Annotated in this window: 19 protein-coding genes and 1 pseudogene; all 20 read right to left on the bottom strand. The window is 43.9% G+C overall.

The features are described 5' to 3' along the window. Positions 1-7: 7 nt before the first annotated feature. Positions 8-589, bottom strand: a complete 582-nt coding sequence (gene pgsA, locus AXI57_RS17765; RefSeq protein ID WP_061670803.1) for a CDP-diacylglycerol--glycerol-3-phosphate 3-phosphatidyltransferase — start codon at positions 587-589, stop codon at positions 8-10. Between the two features lie 50 nt (positions 590-639). Further along, a complete protein-coding gene (rodZ, locus tag AXI57_RS17760) occupies positions 640-1,557 on the bottom strand; it encodes a cell shape determination protein RodZ (RefSeq protein ID WP_061670802.1) in 918 nt (305 codons plus the stop codon). Between the two features lie 18 nt (positions 1,558-1,575). Next, a complete protein-coding gene (locus tag AXI57_RS17755) occupies positions 1,576-2,367 on the bottom strand; it encodes a DUF3388 domain-containing protein (RefSeq protein ID WP_003328872.1) in 792 nt (263 codons plus the stop codon). Between the two features lie 129 nt (positions 2,368-2,496). Further along, the gene (locus AXI57_RS17750) at positions 2,497-2,754 is read right to left on the bottom strand and encodes a DUF3243 domain-containing protein (protein ID WP_003328873.1); all 258 of its coding nucleotides are present in this window, start codon (positions 2,752-2,754) and stop codon (positions 2,497-2,499) included. An 80-nt stretch (positions 2,755-2,834) separates the two neighbouring features. After that, entirely contained in the window at positions 2,835-3,563 is a 729-nt protein-coding gene (gene ymfI / locus AXI57_RS17745; RefSeq protein ID WP_061670801.1) for an elongation factor P 5-aminopentanone reductase, read from the bottom strand. A 56-nt stretch (positions 3,564-3,619) separates the two neighbouring features. Then, on the bottom strand, positions 3,620-4,906 hold the full coding sequence (gene yfmH / locus AXI57_RS17740; RefSeq protein ID WP_061670800.1) for an EF-P 5-aminopentanol modification-associated protein YfmH: 1,287 nt from the start codon (positions 4,904-4,906) through the stop codon (positions 3,620-3,622). Next, positions 4,903-6,183 (bottom strand): EF-P 5-aminopentanol modification-associated protein YfmF, encoded by a 1,281-nt coding sequence (gene yfmF, locus AXI57_RS17735; protein ID WP_061670799.1) that lies wholly within the window; start codon positions 6,181-6,183, stop codon positions 4,903-4,905. The genes yfmH and yfmF overlap by 4 nt, the downstream gene beginning before the upstream one ends. Before the next feature lie 144 nt (positions 6,184-6,327). Then, positions 6,328-6,552: pseudogene (locus tag AXI57_RS21070) on the bottom strand (MMPL family transporter); the annotation flags it as partial. A gap of 96 nt (positions 6,553-6,648) precedes the next feature. Continuing rightward, a complete protein-coding gene (locus AXI57_RS17725; RefSeq protein ID WP_034718333.1) occupies positions 6,649-7,860 on the bottom strand; it encodes a bacillibactin exporter BcbE in 1,212 nt (403 codons plus the stop codon). Positions 7,861-8,009: 149 nt separating this feature from the next. After that, positions 8,010-8,735, bottom strand: a complete 726-nt coding sequence (locus tag AXI57_RS17720) for a GntR family transcriptional regulator (RefSeq protein WP_010788644.1) — start codon at positions 8,733-8,735, stop codon at positions 8,010-8,012. A 132-nt stretch (positions 8,736-8,867) separates the two neighbouring features. Next, positions 8,868-11,228, bottom strand: coding sequence for an FtsK/SpoIIIE family DNA translocase (locus AXI57_RS17715; RefSeq protein WP_061670797.1), 2,361 nt, complete (start codon positions 11,226-11,228; stop codon positions 8,868-8,870). A gap of 111 nt (positions 11,229-11,339) precedes the next feature. After that, complete coding sequence (locus AXI57_RS17710; RefSeq protein WP_003328881.1) at positions 11,340-11,573, bottom strand: YlzJ-like family protein; 234 nt, start codon at positions 11,571-11,573, stop codon at positions 11,340-11,342. Then, the gene (locus tag AXI57_RS17705) at positions 11,570-12,307 is read right to left on the bottom strand and encodes a ClpP family protease (protein WP_010788642.1); all 738 of its coding nucleotides are present in this window, start codon (positions 12,305-12,307) and stop codon (positions 11,570-11,572) included. The genes AXI57_RS17710 and AXI57_RS17705 overlap by 4 nt, the downstream gene beginning before the upstream one ends. A 144-nt stretch (positions 12,308-12,451) precedes the next feature. Beyond that, positions 12,452-14,119, bottom strand: coding sequence for a ribonuclease J2 (gene rnjB, locus AXI57_RS17700; protein WP_003328883.1), 1,668 nt, complete (start codon positions 14,117-14,119; stop codon positions 12,452-12,454). Positions 14,120-14,296: 177 nt separating this feature from the next. Further along, positions 14,297-15,166: a 4-hydroxy-tetrahydrodipicolinate synthase gene (dapA, locus tag AXI57_RS17695; RefSeq protein ID WP_003328884.1), complete on the bottom strand. Its 870-nt coding sequence runs from the start codon at positions 15,164-15,166 to the stop codon at positions 14,297-14,299. Positions 15,167-15,196: 30 nt separating this feature from the next. Further along, positions 15,197-16,411, bottom strand: a complete 1,215-nt coding sequence (gene dapG / locus AXI57_RS17690) for an aspartate kinase (protein ID WP_061670796.1) — start codon at positions 16,409-16,411, stop codon at positions 15,197-15,199. 95 nt (positions 16,412-16,506) lie between these two features. After that, the gene (asd, locus tag AXI57_RS17685) at positions 16,507-17,547 is read right to left on the bottom strand and encodes an aspartate-semialdehyde dehydrogenase (RefSeq protein ID WP_061670795.1); all 1,041 of its coding nucleotides are present in this window, start codon (positions 17,545-17,547) and stop codon (positions 16,507-16,509) included. A gap of 125 nt (positions 17,548-17,672) precedes the next feature. Continuing rightward, positions 17,673-18,272, bottom strand: a complete 600-nt coding sequence (gene dpaB, locus AXI57_RS17680; protein ID WP_061670794.1) for a dipicolinate synthase subunit B — start codon at positions 18,270-18,272, stop codon at positions 17,673-17,675. Positions 18,273-18,274: 2 nt separating this feature from the next. Next, positions 18,275-19,168, bottom strand: coding sequence for a dipicolinic acid synthetase subunit A (gene dpaA, locus AXI57_RS17675; RefSeq protein WP_061670793.1), 894 nt, complete (start codon positions 19,166-19,168; stop codon positions 18,275-18,277). Positions 19,169-19,324: 156 nt separating this feature from the next. Beyond that, positions 19,325-19,582: a YlmC/YmxH family sporulation protein gene (locus tag AXI57_RS17670; RefSeq protein ID WP_003328889.1), complete on the bottom strand. Its 258-nt coding sequence runs from the start codon at positions 19,580-19,582 to the stop codon at positions 19,325-19,327. Positions 19,583-19,609: the final 27 nt, after the last annotated feature.

Here is a 19,609-nt window from a genome sequence, read left to right as displayed (position 1 = left end):
TTCTTTCTTAGTTAGATGTTTTTAACGCTTCCCAGTTTTTCGCGAAATATTCCCAGCCGGACACAACCGTAAAGAATACAGCTACCCATAACGCAAGGTCGCCAAACGGAAATGACACAAGCTCAAACGGCAGATTATGAAGAAGCAATGCAGAAACAGCAATGATCTGAGCCCATGTTTTGACCTTACCCAGCATGTTGGCGGCTATAACTTCCCCTGTTCCCGCCAAGACGAGCCGTAAACCCGTCACGGCAAACTCCCGGCTGATAATGACGATTACCATCCACGCAGGAGCAAGCTCAAGCTGAACGAGAATAATTAAAGCAGCCGATACGAGCAGCTTATCAGCCAGCGGATCAAGAAATTTCCCAAAGTTCGTTACAAGGTTTAATTTACGGGCGTAATATCCGTCCACCCAGTCTGTCGTAGATGCAATAATAAATAAAATAGCTCCGACCAGATGTGCGACCGGAATCGACTCATCTCCGAGATCAAGATGCCCCCACTCAAACGGCGCCAGCATGATAATCATGAAAATGGGGATTAAAGCGATTCTTGAAAGTGTAATTTTATTCGGTAAGTTAAACATATTGCCCCTCCAATTTATGTACTCGGACGCGAAGAAAAGTCATCTGCTGATTAAGATGACTTTTCTTCCTTTTTATTTACAATCGTAATCGTTTGCGCCATCACGTCTTTAGGATCAAGTTCATATGAAAGAACCTCTCCGTTGATTTTGATTTTCAGGTTAGGTGCATACCCGGTACGAATATCCACTTGTTTTTGATCAGTTATGTCTTTTTTATAGGTCTCGCCTTTTTTCAATGTTCCCTCTTTCAGAGAACTGCTGTTTTCATCACGCACACGGATCCATGCGCTGTCTGAAGCATCCAGCTCAAGCTCGATCTTATCTGCGCCGGAGACTTCGTATGTTGTTGCTGAACCTTCAGTGCCGGTGGCTTTTATGCTGAGCTTGCCGCTGTCACTTTTCTTTTCGTCGTCTTTTTTAGCGCTTGATGTTTTCGTATCTTTTTTACTGTCTGTTTCACTGCTGCTTTTTTTGTTATCTTTCAGCGTTGAATCCTTTGGAATTTCATATTTGCTTTCGCTTTGCGTGACCGCTTTTTTAGATGCAGCATCACTTTGGTCATTACTTTTGTTCATCGTAAGCTGGACAACCACATAAATAATCGCAATTACAACAAGGACTCCTGCGATCACAAGGATTGTCGGCAAGACTTCCAGCGCTTTAGAGGCGGGCTTTGGCAGCTCTCTCTGCGATTTCATGCCGGAAAGCTTTTCAGAAACATCATCATGATACGTGTTCGGAATGTCTTTTTTAAACTCTTCAAACAATTGATCTGAATCGAGCCCGACGGCTTCGGCATATTGCTTGATAAAAGCTCTTACATAAAAACTTCCCGGAATAATGTCATAGTTTCCTTCCTCCAGAGCGGTTAAATATCTTTTCTGAATTTTAGTCGCCGCTTGGAGATCATCCAATGACATTGCTTTTTCCTCTCTGGCTTCTTTCAGCCGGATTCCTAGTTCAGTCACAACAAACACCTTCCAATATTAAAAATCAAAGCTTGAAAACCCGGATTGATCAAACATTTGGGGTTCTTCTGCATGTTCATATGTAATAACCTCGTCAGGTTCATTCCTGAGTTCAATGATGTAATCAAAGTCATCAAGTGTGTATTCAGTATTTTGGACGAATATATCCGGATGTTCCACTACCTTTGTCGCAGGCAGCCTCATGATTTCACTGACAAGCTGAAGATGGCGCTCAGATCCTCTTCTCGTTGACACGATGCCATCTATGATAAACACATTTTCAGTGCTGTACTCGTCGGCAATCAACTGGCTTCTTATCGTCTGTTTCAGAAGTGTGGATGACACAAACAGCCACCTTTTGCTCGCGCACACGCTGGACGCCACGATTGATTCGGTTTTTCCCACGCGCGGCATACCCCGGATTCCTACTAGCTTATGACCTTCTTTTTTGAACAGTTCAGCCATAAAATCGACGAGAAGGCCCAGCTCGTCCCTTTCAAAACGGAATGTTTTTTTATCATCAGCATCTCTTTGGATGTATCGCCCGTGGCGAACAGCTAGACGGTCGCGAAGCCTCGGTTCTCTAAGCTTCGTCACCTTAATTGTTTCCATCGTTTTTAATATTGATTCTAAACGTTTAATTTGATCTATATGGCGGCACCTGAGCAGCATTCCCCTTCTGGAAAGATCGACGCCGTTAATCGTGACAATGTTAATTGAAAGCATCCCGAGCAGAGATGAAATATCCCCGAGCAGTCCGGGGCGGTTGACTTGAATTTCATATTCAAAATACCATTCGAGCTTTGCCAAATGATATACCCCCTTCATTGTGGCAAATTTTTACCTTCCTTTATCATAAAGCATTTTTCCCTATTTAGAAAGAAGAATGTTGCTCTGAACAGGAAAACATAAAAAAGAGAGGAAAAATCCTCTCTCTCACTAGTGAGTGCTGTTATTTTCGACAAGCTTAACCATTACATTCGCAATGGCGTGCTGTTCATCTTTCGATGCAACGCTCCAAAGATCCGCAAGCACTTTTTCCTGATGGTTCTTAGAATCAACTTCGTTAGCCAAGTAGCCGCCGATCTCATAAGCAAGATCTGTGATGGTTTCTTCACTCATCCCTTTATCTTGCGCATAGTTCAGACGGTCACCTAAGAAATTCTTCCAGTTATCCCAGTTATCTAGTACTGACATTTAGGCTTCCTCCATTTCTTCTTGAAGTTACAAAATTATTGTGTCCTTCCCGTCGTAAACTATACATATTTTATTTTCGCTCAGCAGTGCCAGCCGCCATTGACGGACAAAATTTGACCGGTGATATAGGAAGCTTTGTCAGAGAGAAGAAAAGCAACCGAATCGGCAATTTCTTGGGCGCCTGCAAGCCGGCCCATCGGAATATCTTCAGCTATTGCTTCTTTTTCTTCCGGGCTGAATTGATTCATCATGCCCGTATCCACCGCGCCCGGCGCCACTGCATTTACGCGGATCCCGCTAGGCGCCAGTTCCTTTGCAAGCCCTTTGACAAAAGAATTTTGCGCGCCCTTCGCCATGCTGTACAGCACTTCGCAAGAAGCACCTGTTTCCCCCCAGATAGAACTGACAGCCACAATGGCACCGGTTTTCTTTTTGATCATGCCGGGCAGAAGGTTTCTTGTCAGGATGAACGGGCTCGCTATATGCAGCTGCACCATGTCCTGAACTGTGCTGTTATCCACGTCTGTAATAAGTCCAAAATGGCTTTTTCCGCTGTTCAGCACGATCGCGTCAATTGGCTGTTGGATAGAATCGGTCAAAGCTGCCGCGCCGCTTGGTGCTGATAAATCACTTTGCAAAACCTGAGCATGAATTCCGTACGTTTCTGTAAGTCTTTTGGCAAGGCGTCCGGCCGCTTGTTCATTGCGGTTATAATGCAGCAAGAGATCGTATCCCTTGGCTGCAAGCGTTTCGCTTATTCTTTCCCCGATGCCTCCGCTCGCACCTGTTACAAGAGCGGTTTGATTCATATGTCTTCCTTCTTTCCCGCAAAAAACACCCCTCACGCTCGGAGGGATGTTTGTTTTTATGATTTAGGTACAACCTTGCAAACCGTGATTCGGTCTGCGTCTATCTCCTCTTGAATCGCCTGTTTCACATCCTCAAGCGTAATTTGCTCAAGGACAGTCACGACATCAAATAAACTCATATCTAAAAATGCATAACGTGTAAATTGGTTGGCGATGTATTCAGGAGAATTCATCGCTTTTAAAAATGAACCGATTTTTTTCTTTCTCGCCAGCTCAATTTTTTCGGCGGTTACCGAATCAGCCGCATGCAGAAGGATGCCGGAGATTTCTTCCGCCAGTTTATCCGGCTCTTTCGTGTCTCCGCCAATTGAAGCAAACCCGAAACCATGTTCCGCCGTATAATCAAAGCTGAAAGTTTCATCGATGTATCCCTTTTCGTATAAAGACCCATAATTGGCTGAGCTTTTGCCAAAGAGAGTTTCGAGCATCAGATTCATAACAAGCTCATGCTTTAGCAATTCTTTCCCTGATCTGTACGGATTTTTCTCCTTTAAGCCGACGAGACATTTCGGTCCTTGAACGTTCATTTTGATTTCTCGTTCTTTTTGGAAGACCGCTTCTTGCTCCTTCACTTCATTCCGTTTAATGTCAGGCTGGTCTGTATAAGGTTTTTTCTCCTGATTTTCTCTAACCTGGGTGATGATTGCCTCCGGATCAACGGGACCGACGACAAACAGAAGCATATTGCTCGGATGATAAAAGGTCTCATAGCATTCATACAGAAGATCTTTTGTAATATGAGAAATGCTTTCTACTGTGCCGGCAATGTCTATTCTGACCGGATGATCTTTGTACATATTTTCAATGAGGCCGAAAAACAAGCGCCAGTCAGGATTATCATCATACATATTGATTTCTTGCCCGATAATGCCTTTTTCCTTTTCTACAGTTTTCTCCGTAAAATAGGGATCTTGGACAAAATCAACGAGCGTTTCGAGATTTTTCTCGACATTCGATGTGCTTGAAAAAAGGTAAGCCGTCCTTGTAAATGATGTAAATGCGTTGGCGGATGCCCCTTGTTTACTAAAGCCTTGGAACACATCTCCGTCTTCTTTTTCAAACAGCTTGTGCTCAAGAAAATGGGCAATACCGTCGGGCACATGGACCATCTCTTCTTTTCCCAGAGGGACAAACTGGTTATCAATTGAGCCGTACTTAGTCGTAAATACAGCATATGTTTTGTTAAAGCCCTTCTTCGGCAGAACATACACTTCAAGGCCGTTTGACATTTTTTCATGGTACAGTGTTTCTTGAAGCTGTTCGAATTCGATTGGTTTTGTCAAGATGCTCCCTCCGTCCCTGTTAAGAAATAAGTGGTATCCAGTTCGATTTTTTTGCCGGCGTTGATGATATCTTCTTTTGTCACCCGCTCAATATTAGAGAGGAAGTCCTCAACCGGAATCTGAACTTGGACCGCAGCCTGCTGATAAAGAAATTCTGATAAACCGTATGCTGTATCAATTGTCTCAAGCACCTGATTTTTAATAACGGCTTTTGTCTGTTCAATATCTTCTTCACTGAATTCCCCGTTTTTCATTGCTTGGAATTGCTCTTCAATAATGGTCACGGCCTGTTTATAATTTTTCACTTCAATGCCCGACATGACCATTAAAAGCCCTTTAAAGCTTTCCACCCGCGAGGCGGCATAGTAGGCAAGGCTTGCTTTTTCACGAACGTTGATAAACAGCTTGGAGTGGGAAAACCCTCCGAACAAGCCGTTGAAAACTTGTAAAGCCGGATAGTCCGGATCGGTATAAATGATATTCGTCCGAAATCCGATGTTCAGCTTGCCTTGTTTTACATCCTCTTCATCAATGACTTCTTTCGACTCCGGTTTTTGCCCGGCTGCTGCTTTTTCAATGGTTCTAAGGGGCCGGTCTTCAGTTTTAAAATACGTTTCTATGCCCTTTTGCACCTGTTTATTGTCAACATCGCCGATGACATACAGATCAAGCTGGTCCTGTTTTAGAGCTGCCTTGTATGTTTCATATAAGCTTTCCGCTGTAATCGCATCCACAGCATCAATCTCTCCATTGACATGAAGTGCGTATGGTTCGTTTTTGCACATTTCCTGAACGAGCCTTAAGTTAGAATAGCGCATTTTATCATCATACACGGCTTGAATTCTTTGTTTCAGCGTGCGTTTTTCTTGATTGACATACTGCGATTGAAAAGCATCCCCTTCAAGAGCCGGCGAAAAAACAAGTTCAGCCAAGAGCTGAAGACCCTTTTCAAGCAGCGGCGTTTGATCCTTTAAATATTTTTCATTAGGAATCTCTAGTCTGAATGTGATGACGTGCTGTTCACCTTTTTTAGAAAGGTCGCATGAAACAGACGTGCCGTACAGTTCATCCAAATAAGCGCGTAAATCCGCCGTTTTCGGATGTCTTTGGGTGCCCCGAAGAAGCACATGCGGAAACAGTGCCCTTTTTGTGACAAGTTCTTTTGATAAAGGCGCCAGCATTTTGAAAACAAGCGAGACGGTTTTGAATTTTTCAGTCTTAACGATGTGAGCCGTTAAACCGGCGTGCTTCGATGTTACTTCATTTACATATGTCATGTGAAACCTCCTTCGTTCCTTCTTATTATTATGTATTATGACCAAATTTCAGCATCCTCAGAAACGCTGTTTGATTGTAATTATATCAACTGTAGGATTTATAAGGAAACAATAACCTCTGCCTGCGACAGCAGAGGCTGATTGTCATCTTATTTTGTGTGCAAACGGCCGCCGGTCCGCCCTGCCGAAAATCCGTATCATAACCGGCACAAACAGAGCGAAAGGACAACGAGCGCGTACAGAAGAAGGCCTGTTAATACAAGTGTTGCGATCTGGCAAGAACGAAAGCACACCTGATGAAAGCATTACAGCAAAAGTTCCCGCTCATATAATGGCTGCTGACATAATCACAGAGCCTATATTTTTCATAACACATCTGAATAACACCGGACTATTAAACAGCATAACTATCAATAAAAAAGTGTAAATATTTAAAAATCAGCATGCAAAAAAAGCGGCGGTGTGTTACACCGTCCGCAGAGAATCTTCCTCTTCGCTTTCTTTCGAATCAATATTAAACACCACAAGAAACAGGGAAACAAGGCTGAAGAAAGCAGATAGAATAAAGATGAGCCAGGCTGCGTTTGACATGAGAGCAGCGAATATAGGCGGTCCAAGCGCCACGCCGATAAAACGCATACTATTGTAAAATGAGCTGATTGTCCCGCACTCTTCGTTCTCTATGCCTTCTGTAATCAGTGCATCAAGGGCAGGAAGCGACATTCCCGTTCCAATTCCCCCTACGCTCAGAAAAATAAACAGTAAATAAAAACTGTGGTTCCACCACAAGCCGATAAACGAAAGGGTCATCAAGCCCATGCCTGCCACCACACAAAATTTCATTCTATTTTGGTGTTTGCCTATTTTTTTACCTGCAACAAAGGAACTAAGAGAAAGAAATAAAAGTGGTATAGCCAATAATAAACCTTTCATCACGCCGTCAATCGAATATTTGCTTTCGAGTGTTTCAGATAGGTAAAAAAGAACACCAAACAATAAAAACATAATGACACAGCCAATCACAAAAACTGTATAAAGCCAGCGTCCGTCTTCTTTAAAGATTTTTTTTACGTTTTTTACAAATTCAGAAATTGTAGGTGCATCTTCTTCATCGTCTTTTGGTTTATCAACCAGAAACAACACAAGAAAAAAGCTGATTAAACAAAAAAACGGAATGAACCAAAACGGCATAAACCAATACCATGACGCCAGTAAAGCCCCAAGGATCGGACTCAGCACCTTGCCCGCCGTGTTTGATGTTTCAATGTCCCCGAGACCGGCGCTGACCTTTTCATCATCGCCCTTAAATAAATCTCCGATAAACGGCATGACTACAGGAGCAGCGCCGGCCGACCCTATTCCTTGGAGCACACGGCCCGCTAATATCATGAGATAAGGGTCCTTAAAGCTTGTAGAGGCAAAGGCTGCTACCGCCCCTCCCGCTCCCGCTATGAGCAGGCACGGCAGCAAAACTTTCTTCCTGCCAAACCGATCTGACAAATATCCTGCAAACGGGATACAAATAATGGCTACTATTGAATAAACAGTGATAATCAGTGACACTTGAAAAGACGTGATAGACAGTTTTTTCTCAATCATGGGAAGCACTGGAATCAGCATTGAGTTCCCAAGCGTCATGACCAGCGGCACGGACGATAAAGCAATGATGTTCTTCATTCCATTTTTTTCTTTCAACGTTTTTCACCCATTCATCAATCTTTCTTGTCATCCTTTATATGTTGCCTTAATGACGGTGAAAGTATGTACACAGAAAACTGGGTAACGAGAATAAAAAAACAGACGCTTTTTTAGTAAGGCGTCTGTTTTTAAAATCGTTTTCTTAACACATGAAAGCTGAACTTATCCGCTCTGAAGTAATTTAATGAATGCAGCACCGGTTTGTCATTTTGATCATAGTGCGTTTGCTTTAATAAGAGGAGTGCCGTTTCCGGTTCACATTCCAGCACAGGTGATATGGTATCGTGATAGCCGATCGGCTCAATATCGGTCGCCGCGTAGCTGATAACGGAGCCTGTATGCTTTTCAAGTAAATCAAACAAAGATTCTTGCTGATGTGAAAAGGAATCCGGCAAAATGTCCATAGGTATTTTATCCAAGCAGTAGACGATAGGCTGACCGCTTGCAGTTCTGACTCTTTCGAGGTAAAAAAGTTCTTGGTCATGTTCAAGTCGAAACCGATTTATATCTTCTTCAGAAGGCATAATCACCTGGGAAGAGAGAAAAATCGTGCCCGGAATCATATTAGCCTGTTTAATCATTTTGGTTACACTGTTCAGCTGTTCTATTCCCGTAAGAAAGAGCGGCTTGGTATGAACAAAAGTCCCTACCCCGTGTCTTCTGATAATCACATGTTCTTCTTCTAATATGCGTAAAGCTTCACGCAGAGTTGCCCGGCTGACACCCAGGATCTTTGAAAGCTCGAATTCAGAAGGGAGCTTTTCTTTTTCGGTATAAATTCCATTTCTAATATCTTCTTTTATTCGCTCAATCACTCTTAAATATAAGTGCCGATTGTCAGCTTTTGTAGACATGTTTCCCCTCCGTTAAACCACTTTCGCTAAAATTATTGAACAATTGGGACAACTATATCATGTTTTGCCGAAAAAATAAACATTTGCAATTAGTTTACATAATAACAATACTAAAAACCAGAGCCTCTCCCGTTAAGAAGAGAGCTCGTCATGTTTTTCTTTTGACAAAAGAACTTCCCTCGGCTTACTGCCTTCATAAGGTCCGACTACGCCGCGGTCTTCCATTGCGTCAATCAGCCTTGCCGCTCTCGTATATCCGATTCTGAACCGTCTTTGCAGCATTGACACAGAAGCAGTCTGCATACCGACAATTAATTCAACGGCTTCATCATACAAATCATCTGATACTTCACTATGTGTTTCCGTTGTTTCCTCAGGAATCATTTCTTCTTGATATTGGGCTTTTTGTTGAGTGATGACGTGATCGACAATATGTTCTACTTCATCATCTGATAAAAACGCTCCCTGCACCCGGACAGGTTTATTGGCGCCGACAGGCAAAAACAGCATGTCTCCGCGCCCCAGCAATTTTTCCGCTCCTCCCATGTCAAGAATTGTCCTTGAATCTGTTTGAGAGGACACGCTGAAAGCAATACGCGACGGAATATTCGCTTTAATAACACCTGTGATGACATCTACGGACGGGCGCTGGGTGGCGATAATCAAGTGAATCCCTGCAGCCCGCGCCATTTGTGACAGTCTCGTAATCGAATCCTCAACGTCAGAAGAAGCAACCATCATTAAGTCTGCAAGCTCGTCCACAATGACCACGATATAAGGCAATTCCGGCTGTTTAACCTCTTCTTCTGCGTTGGATCGTTTAATATGATCGTTATAACCTTCAATATTCCTTGTGCCTGTATGAGAAAAGAGCTCATACCGCCGTTCCATTTCGTTCACAACTTTTTTTAAAGCTTGGGACGCTTTTTTCGGATCAGTCACGACCGGCGCGAGCAAATGAGGAATGCCGTTATATACATTCAGTTCGACCATCTTCGGATCAATCATCATCATCTTCACTTCATGCGGCTTTGCCCTCATAAGGATGCTTGTGATAATTCCGTTTACACAAACACTTTTACCGCTTCCGGTTGCTCCCGCTACAAGCAAATGGGGCATTTTGTTCAGTTCCGCAAGCACAGCTTCACCTGAAATGTTGCGGCCTAATCCTATCAACAGCTTGGCATCTGGTCGGTCATTCAGTTTGGATTCAAGCACTTCTTTTAACGAAACCATGGCGACTTCCGCGTTAGGAACTTCAATTCCAATTGCTGATTTGCCCGGAATCGGCGCTTCGATCCGAATATCTTTCGCGGCGAGCGCCAGTGCTAAATCATCACTGAGATTAACAATTTTACTTACCTTAACGCCCACATCAGGGTACACTTCATATTTTGTCACGGCAGGTCCGAGATGCACCTGCGTTACTTTCGCTTTGACGCCGAAGCTTTGGAACGTGCGCTCCAGTTTTCTCGCATTTTCGTAAATGTTTTTCTTGTCCGTCTGCTGGCCGGTATGCATCGGATCAGCCAATAAATCTAGTGACGGCATTTGGTAGTCTTTATTTTCAAGCTCTGTAAACGTCATCGGCGGAGCAGATACCGTTTCGCCGGCTTCCGTTCCGGTTTGCTCTTCAGCCGGCTCCTGAACCGTTTCACTTTGTTTCTTCTGCATCAAGGAAGGATTGGCGTCTTCATCGCGATCAGAAAAACTTGAGATAATTGGCTCGGAGTGTATGAGCGGCGATATCACTTCATCGTCTTCCTCTTCGTCAATCTCAGGCTCTTCCCAGCGTTTCTTTTGGACCGGCTTTTGCTTTTTGCCCGATTTTGTTTTTGCCTTTGATGATTTCATATTCGTTTTCACTGATTTCATATCGTCAATAAACGCTGCCCACTGTTCTCTGATAAATCGCCCGATTGGGCCCATCCACTTTTTCAGTGTTTCTTGCAGCGAGCGTCCTGTAATCAAAATCATTCCCATCAAAATGATCACGATCGCCATGATCTGCGAGCCTGTTGAAGCAAACAAAAAGTGCGATGCCGCAAACAGCAGTGCGCCTATCATTCCCCCGCCTAAATCCGGGGAGGCTGAGTTTCCGTTCATGTCCATTAAAAATAATTCCCATGTATTCCGAATGACGCTTGCTGATTGGATAGACCCCTTGTGAGAGAGGTTTTTAAACAGCTGCACGTGGGAAAGCAGCAAAATACTCGCAATAATGCAGTATAATCCGGCTTTTCTGCGTGTTAAAAGGCTCGGCGTTTTTTTCTTCCAAAATAATGAGACTCCTAACGTAAATAAGGCCAGCAAGCATAATATAAACCATTCGCCTGCAAAAAAGCGAAATAGATAGATAAATGTCTGACCGACAACGCCAAGCTGTAAAATGGCGATGATGGAAATCGCTATACATAGTAAGCCGTTGAGTTCGTATTTTAGATTGAGCTGCTTTGCCTGTTTTTTTCTCGATTTTCGTTTTTTCTTTGCCACACTCATCACCTTACTGCGTTAAAAAATGTAAGACCATACATAATGAAGAAAGCAGCCTTTTGCTGGCTGCGTCTTTTCTGTAGGATTCCCCTATTATAGCATATTTTGCCCTTAAGAAACGGGAGGATTGCCGTTTAAGTTCAACTTAAGCTTTTGGCCCGGGGCAATATCCTGATTTAAAAAATGCATCGGGTTTGTGCTTAAAATTTGTACGACTTCCGCTTCCTGGCCTTTCATCTCAACAAGGATCGGCACGCCTGCATATTCGACCTGTTCATGGGCCCCTGCTTGCTGGTTTTGGTCCGCATAGACAATTTCCTGCGGCATGACTGTGTAAAGAATCATTGAATAATCCTTCCTTCCTCGCCTTTCGCTTCTTCAATGAGCTGGTTTAGTTTCCTGATGGCTTGGCCGACTCCGCCGACATCATCAATCAATCCGTAATCTGCTGCGTCTTTTCCGACCACATTGGTTCCGATATCCCTTGTCAGATTACCTTTTGAGAACATTAGCTCTTTAAACTTCTCTTCTGTCACATTGGAATGGCTCGTGACAAATTTGACAACTCTATCCTGCATCTTATCCAAATATTCAAAGGTTTGCGGCACGCCGATTACAAGCCCCGTCAACCGCACCGGATGGATCGTCATCGTCGCTGTTTCCGCAATATAACTGTAATCGCATGAAACTGCAATCGGCACACCGATGGAATGGCCGCCGCCAAGTACGATGGAAACAGTCGGTTTTGACAAGGATGCCAGCATTTCAGCTATCGCAAGCCCCGCTTCCACATCACCGCCGACTGTATTTAAGATAATCAGCAATCCTTCTATCTTTGGGTTTTGCTCGATTGCAACGATTTGCGGGATGACATGCTCGTATTTTGTTGTTTTGTTTTGCGGAGGCAGCTGAACGTGGCCTTCTATTTGTCCGATAATCGTCAGACAATGAATATTTGTATCTTGCGGCATCTGAGGGAGAGCGGTTTCCCCCAGCTGCTGAATCTTACTCATGATACTGTCTTTCCCGTCTGTTTTTTCGGGCTGCTGTTCTTCATTTTTTTCCATACGTTCGTCCATTTCGCTTTCACCCTTTCCGAGTTTCTCTTTGTATTATGAACAAAGAGTCTTATTTCAATCCCGGCTTTTCTGATGAAAAAACGCCTTCACATAAAGAAAAGGCTGAAGCTCTTTTGGAGAGCTCCAGCCTTTTATCGTATGATCTTACACTTCCATAATAATAGGAATAATCATCGGTTTGCGTTTTGTTTTTTCATAAAGGAATTGATTCAATGCGTCACGCATGGCTTGCTTAAGCGTCGACCATTCAACGACGGATGTTTCAGTCGCCTCTGTTACAATTGAGCGCACAAGTTCAGTCGCCTGTATAATCAGCCCTTCAGACTCTCTTACATAGACAAAACCTCTTGTGATGATTTCCGGACCGGATACAAGATGTTTCTTTTGTTTATCCAGCGTAATCACCACAATTAAGATTCCGTCTTGAGAAAGCAAGCGGCGGTCTCTTAAGACGATGTTGCCGATATCACCGACACCAAGCCCGTCGATTAAAATATTCCCGTAAGGAACCTTGTCCCCTATTTTAACATTTTGACCGCGGAACTCAACGACATCTCCTTTTTCAATCAAGAAAATATCACTTCGCTTCATACCGATTTCTTCCGCGATTTTAGAATGTGCCTTTTGCATTCTGAATTCACCGTTTACAGGAATTAAATACTTCGGCTTTAACAGGTTGATCATAAGCTTTAATTCTTCCTGTGACCCGTGTCCTGATACATGCACGCGCTTTTGGGCAAAGATAACCTGTGCTCCTGATCTGGCAAGAAGGTCAACGGTTTTTGAATAAATTAACTCGTGCCCCGGAATCGGAGTAGAGGCTATAACAACTGTGTCTCCCTCTTCAATATTCAGCTGCTTGTGCGCCTGCTTTGCCATTCTTGTAAGGGCGGCTAGCGGTTCACCGTGGCTGCCTGCTGTTACAATCGCCACTTCGCGCTTTGAATATTTTTTTACATCCTGCACAGGAATAAATAGTTCATCATCTGCTTCAACATAACCGAGTTTTCTGGCCAGTTGAAGAACAGATTGAAGATTTTTTCCGGCTACGGCAAGCTTTCTGCCATTTTGCGCTGCGGCTTGAATCACCTGCTGGATTCGGTTGATATTGGATGCGAATACGGCGATAATGACGCGGTTTTCCGAATTATACATTGCATCGGAAATCTCTCCGCTGACAGAAGCCTCGGATGGTGTATAACCGGGGCGTTCAGCATTTGCGCTGTCAGAAAGCAAAGCTAGCACGCCGTTGTTTCCGATTTTGGCAATTTCGCCGATGTCACAAGATTGATTAAGTGCGGGTGTTTGGTCAAATTTAAAGTCGCCGGTGCATACAATAGATCCAAGTGATGTTTTTAAGCTGACTCCGACAGAATCAGGAATGCTGTGATTTGTTTTAAAGAACGAAACTTTTGTTGATTCAAATGTAATGACAGATTTTGAGTGAATTTCTCTTAAATCCGACTTGCGGTTGTGTCCGTACTGCTTTAATTTTTCACGCAGCAGTGCAAGTGTCAGTTTCGTTCCGTAAACAGGAACCGATAACTTGTTTAGTAAATAAAAGACGCCTCCGATGTTCTCATCATGGCCGTGAGTTAAAAAGATAGCCTTAACGCGGTCTGCGCGCTCGATCAAATAAGAAATGTCAGGAATCACGACATCGATCCCGAGCATTTCATTTTCAGGATGCATAAGTCCCGCATCTACGACAAATATGTCTGAGTCTATTTCAATGACATAAAGGTTCTTCCCAATTTCTCCGACGCCTCCAAGGGCGATAATTCTAACGTTTTCTGTATTTTTCTTTTTCAAAATCTATATCCTCCTAGTCTCATACCCGTCCATCATCACTTGTTCCTATTATACCTGAATTTAAATTTAGAAAACAAGATGAAGCAGAAGGTTTAGGGAAAACCAATATGTATAAGAAACGGTCAAACTCAAGTAATTATGAGAATGACCGCATAAGTTCACTGTATGAAATTTTTCTTACAGTTCGCTGATGGCGCTGCTTAAGCTGAGGCGCTCATCTTCATTCAGCGGGATAAGAGGAAGACGCACAGACCCGACATCAAGGCCCTTTAGCTGAAGAGCGGTTTTGACAGGAGCCGGATTAGGCGCTTTAAACAGCTCTTTCATGATCGGCAGCAATTTCTGGTGTATAAGCGCCGCGTTTGCTGTTTGCCCGTTTGTATAATTTTTGATCATCTGCTGCATATCAGAGCCGATAATATGGCTGGCTACTGAAACGATCCCTCTTCCGCCGACTGACAGAACCGGAAGAGTCAAGCCGTCGTCACCTGAATAAACGAAGAAATCTTCAGGTGTTTCCGCAACGATTTTCGTAATCGCGTCAAGATCTCCGCTCGCTTCTTTAATGGCGACAACATTCGGAATTTCCGCTAAACGAATTGTTGTTTCAGGAGAAATTGAAGCAACTGTCCGGCCCGGCACATTGTACAGCATGACCGGAAGAGATGTTTCTTCAGCAATGGCTTTAAAATGCTCATACATGCCTTCTTGGGAAGGTTTATTATAATAAGGAGCAACGAGCATTATGGCATCAACGCCCGTTTCCTCTGCTTTTTTCGTCAGTTTAATGGAGTCTTTCGTGTTGTTGCTTCCCGTCCCCGCAATAACAGGAACCCGGCCGTTAACTTCTTTTACCGTATATTCAAAAAGCGCAATTTTTTCTTCTGTTGATAGTGTAGGCGACTCTCCTGTCGTACCCGCTACCACCAATGAATCTGTGCCATTTTTCAATAGATAATCAATTAGTGTAGACAGCTTTTGGAAGTCCACATTCCCTTTATTGTCAAAGGGTGTAATCATAGCTGTAGCAATGTTTCCGAAATTCATTTTTTTCACCTCATCATGATTCAATCACATTTACTTGGAAAGTTCAAACACTTCATGCAGTGCGTTTACAGCAGTCACCATATCCTTTTCGTGGACAAGCACCCATATCGTGGTGTGACTGTCAGCCGATTGCAGGATAGGAATTCCTTTGTCAGAAAGGGCTGAAACAATTTTTGACGTGACGCCCGGAACACCCATAATGCCCGCTCCGACGGCTGACACCTTCGCACAGTTCCGGGTAACCGTCGGTTCATAGCCCAATTCCTGCAGAATGCCGCGCGCCGTCTCGGTCTTGTTTCCAGACACCGTATACACGATCTCACTAGGCGTAATGTTAAAGAAGTCTACACTGATGCCCGCGTTAGCCATGGCTTTAAATACTTCGGTCTGGACATTATATTGGCCCGCCTTGGCCGGCACTTTAAACTGTGTCACATCTTTGACATGGGCGATGCCCGTAATCAGACGCTCAAACCTGTCACTTCCGATATTGGCAGAGTGATGGGATGTGACCAGCGTCCCCTTATCTTTAGAATATGTGGAACGGACCCGCATCGGAACTTTGGCCTGCATCGCAATTTCGACAGCCCTCGGATGAATAACTTTAGCGCCTTGGTATGCGAGATTGCAGATTTCGGTATACGTTATAACCGGAAGCGGCTTCGCATTCTCCACAATTCTCGGATCAGCCGTCATCACGCCTTCGACATCTGTAAAGATATCAATGTATTCCGCATCTGCCGCGGCACCGAGTGCGGCCGCCGACGTATCGCTGCCTCCTCTGCCGATCGTGGTGGTATCTCCTTTTTCCGTAGCTCCTTGGAAACCAGCGACAACCACTGCCTCATGATTTGCAAGTACGCTGAATAACCGCTCTGGTTTCATTTCAAGAATTTTCGCATCGGTGTGCTGGCCATTCGTTAAGAAACCCGCCTGAGCACCTGTTAACGCAGCAGCTTTTACACCGTTTTCAAGCAGCATGCTGGTAAAAACGACCGAAGAAATCGTTTCTCCGCAAGACAGCAATAAATCCTGCTCTCTTGGAGAAATCGCTGACTGGTCTCCGTAAAGAAGACCGAGTAAAGAGTCCGTTGCATACGGATCTCCTTTTCTGCCCATCGCGGACACGACAACGACGACTTTATATCCTTCACTGATTGCTTGTTTTATATGCCCTAAAGCTAATTTACGGCCTTTGTCATCCTTTACAGATGTTCCGCCGAACTTTTGAACAATGATTTTCACTATTTTCACTCCAAATTATTCGGACGTAACAGAAGAGAGCAGGCTGTTAGTGCCTTACTCTCTTCTATTCGTCTTTAGGTAATACTTTCTTATATTTATACAAGGTTTAGTTTTTTAAGGCTTTCCGCAATTTGAACAGAATTCCATGCGGCACCTTTTAATAGGTTATCAGAAACAACCCACAAATGAAAACCGTTTGCTCTGTCCAAATCTTTACGGATGCGCCCGACGAACACATCACGTTTGCCCACGGCCTCAGCAGGCATCGGATAAAGCTGTTCATTAGGATCATCTTGAAGGGTAATTCCCGGTGCTTCTTTTAGAAGATTTTTAATCTCTTCAACCGTTGCATCGTCACGATCCACTTCAATATAAACTGATTCGGAATGGCCGGTTTCTATCGGAAGCCTCACGCAGGTAGCCGCCACTTCAAGCTTTGGCATGTGCATGATTTTTTTTGTTTCATTTATCATTTTCATTTCCTCAAATGTATACCCGTTATCCTGGAATTTATCTATTTGAGGAATAGCATTAAATGCGATTTGGTAATGTTTTTGATCGCCTTTGACAGGCATGACTGCAGGTTCAATCTCTTCTTTGTTCAAAATCGCCTGTGTTTGGCTGTATAATTCTTTCGCCGCTTCATTGCCTGCTCCTGAAACCGCCTGATAGGTTGACACAATGACTTTATTTAGCCCGTATGCTTTGCGGATCGGTTCTAAGGCAGCCACCATTTGGATAGTCGAACAGTTAGGGTTGGCAATAATTCCATTGTGTTCATGCAAGTCCGCCTCGTTTACTTCCGGCACGACAAGCGGTGTATTTTCATCCATACGGAACGCACTCGTGTTATCAATCACAATCGCGCCGCGTTTTACAGCTTCTGGCGCCAATGCCAGTGATACACTGCCGCCGGCGCTGAACAAAGCGATATTGACTCCTTCAAAGCTCTCTGGAACCGCTTCCTGTACGGTATATTCTTCGCCTTTAAACGTTACTTTTGTACCCGCAGAGCGTTTTGAGGATAATAGTGTAAGTGTGTCCATTTCAAAGTTTCTGTCTTCTAATGTTTTCAGCATTTGTTGTCCTACGGCTCCGGTCGCTCCGACAACAGCTACGTGCAATCCTCTTCCCATCTGTAAAACTCCTTCCGCCAATCAGCATCAACTATTGATTTGACTTTGCATTTTACGTTTTATTTTACCATAGAATAGTCACGGGAGGACCTAATTTTTTAGTTTCGGTAAGATTTTCTGTAAATTTAGTCATTTCCCTGATAATTCTCGACAAGAATTGGCTGAAGCTGCTGATGCGAAAGAGCCTTTTCAACTGTTTGCGGAAGCAGCTCCATTTTAGCGACCATTGAATTCGGTTTTTTGTAAGGATCATCTTGGCCAAAGGGGATAAAGAAGATATTTTTAGTGGACATCAGTCTCATTAAATTTGTGCCGTTCAGTCCCAGAGCATCATTTGTTGAGATGCCCAGAACCACCGGCCTGTTGTTTCTGATCGTTGCTTTGGCCGCCATTAAAACGGGACTGTCGGTCATTGCGTTTGCCAGTTTGCTCATTGAATTTCCCGTTAAAGGGGCAATGATCATGCAGTCAAGCGGCAGCTTCGGTCCGAGTGGTTCTGCTTTTACGATTGAATCAATCGCCTCATATCCTGTCAGCTCTTCAATCTTTTTGATCCACTCAGCGCCTTCGCCAAATCGGGTATCCGTCGATTTCACTGTAAAAGTAACGACCGGCCGGACTTCAGCGCCTTCCTTGACAAGCGCCTCAATTTGCGGAAATACCGCTTCATATGTGCAATGAGACCCAGTTAATCCAAAACCGATCCGTTTCCCTTTAAGAGACATGGCTATTTCTCCTCCCCCACTTGTAATTCTGATAGAAGCTTACTCAGGACATTTGCGAGGATCTGTCCGGCTGTTTTGGGCGCCACGATTCCGGGAAGCCCGGGAGCAAGCAATGCTTTAATCCCCTGTTTTTCGGCATATTTAAAATCTGTTCCGCCAGGACGCGACGCTAAATCAAGAATCAATGTTTTTGGTGTCATACGGGAGAGCACAGCCTGATTAAGAACCATACTCGGCACAGTATTAATGCAGATGTCGATATCTTTCACATTCTCTGTCAGCTCATCTATTTGAAAAGGAACCAGCCCCATTTCTGAGATGCGGGCCAGATGCGCCGAGCTTCTTGCTCCCACTTTCACTTTAGCTCCAAGCGCCGCAAACGTTCGGGCGATCGTCGTACCGGTGCGGCCAAGTCCTAGAACGGCAACCCTTGAACCGTGTATTGTGTAATCAGTGTGCTGAATGGCCATCATGATGGTGCCTTCAACTGTTGGAATAGAGTTGAATATTGCGATGTCATCCCGCTCAAACAGCTTGACAAGCTTACGGTTCGCTTCTGTTGCAATTTTTTCTAAATAGGTGTTGGAGATACCTGAATAAATGACACAGTGTGCCGGTGTTTGCTCTAAATGCTCCTGCTTTAATACCACTTCTTCATTTGAAAATACCGTTGCCACCACCCCTTCCCCTGTTGTAGCAGAAACGGGCAGGATGATGCTGTCTATTTGCTGAAATGCAATTTCATCAATTTTACATTTTACGGCTCCCGTAAAACCATGATCTAACTGGTCAAATCCGACGAGATATATGTTGGCTTGCTGTTCTGTCAGCTTTCTTATAATTTCAAGCTGTCTTGCGTCACCGCCAATAATCGCAATCGTCAATCCGGTTAACATACTAAACGTTCACCTTCTTTATATATACTGGGTCTCTTGTTGTTAAGCTCCCCTCCATCTTATGATCAAAAGGAAATAGCGGTGAATTAAAAGATAAGCTTTTTTAATATAAAAACTGATTTTGAAAATAAAAAAACACCGGCTTGGAAGCCGATGCTACTCTTGGGGCGGAGACATTTCCTCAGGGACATCTAAAATGATCATATCTGCCCCGATTTTTTGGATGTGGTTCCAGGGGACACGAATATCATTTCCATGTTTTCTTAGGCCAAACCACTTGACTGTCGGAATAAGGAGCGCTGTAATTTGTCCGTCCTGTTCATTGATCTCTAAATCGGTCTGCCCTAGCACTCCGAGACGTTCAGCTCTTTTGATGTCAACGATTTCCTTTCCGGAAAGTTCACTTAGCCGCATCACTGTCACCCCCTTGTACTATGTATG

The sequence above is a fragment of the Bacillus atrophaeus genome (assembly GCF_001584335.1).
GTDB classification, from domain to species: Bacteria; Bacillota; Bacilli; order Bacillales; family Bacillaceae; genus Bacillus; species Bacillus atrophaeus.
This window is presented reverse-complemented; position numbering and strand designations above follow the sequence as displayed.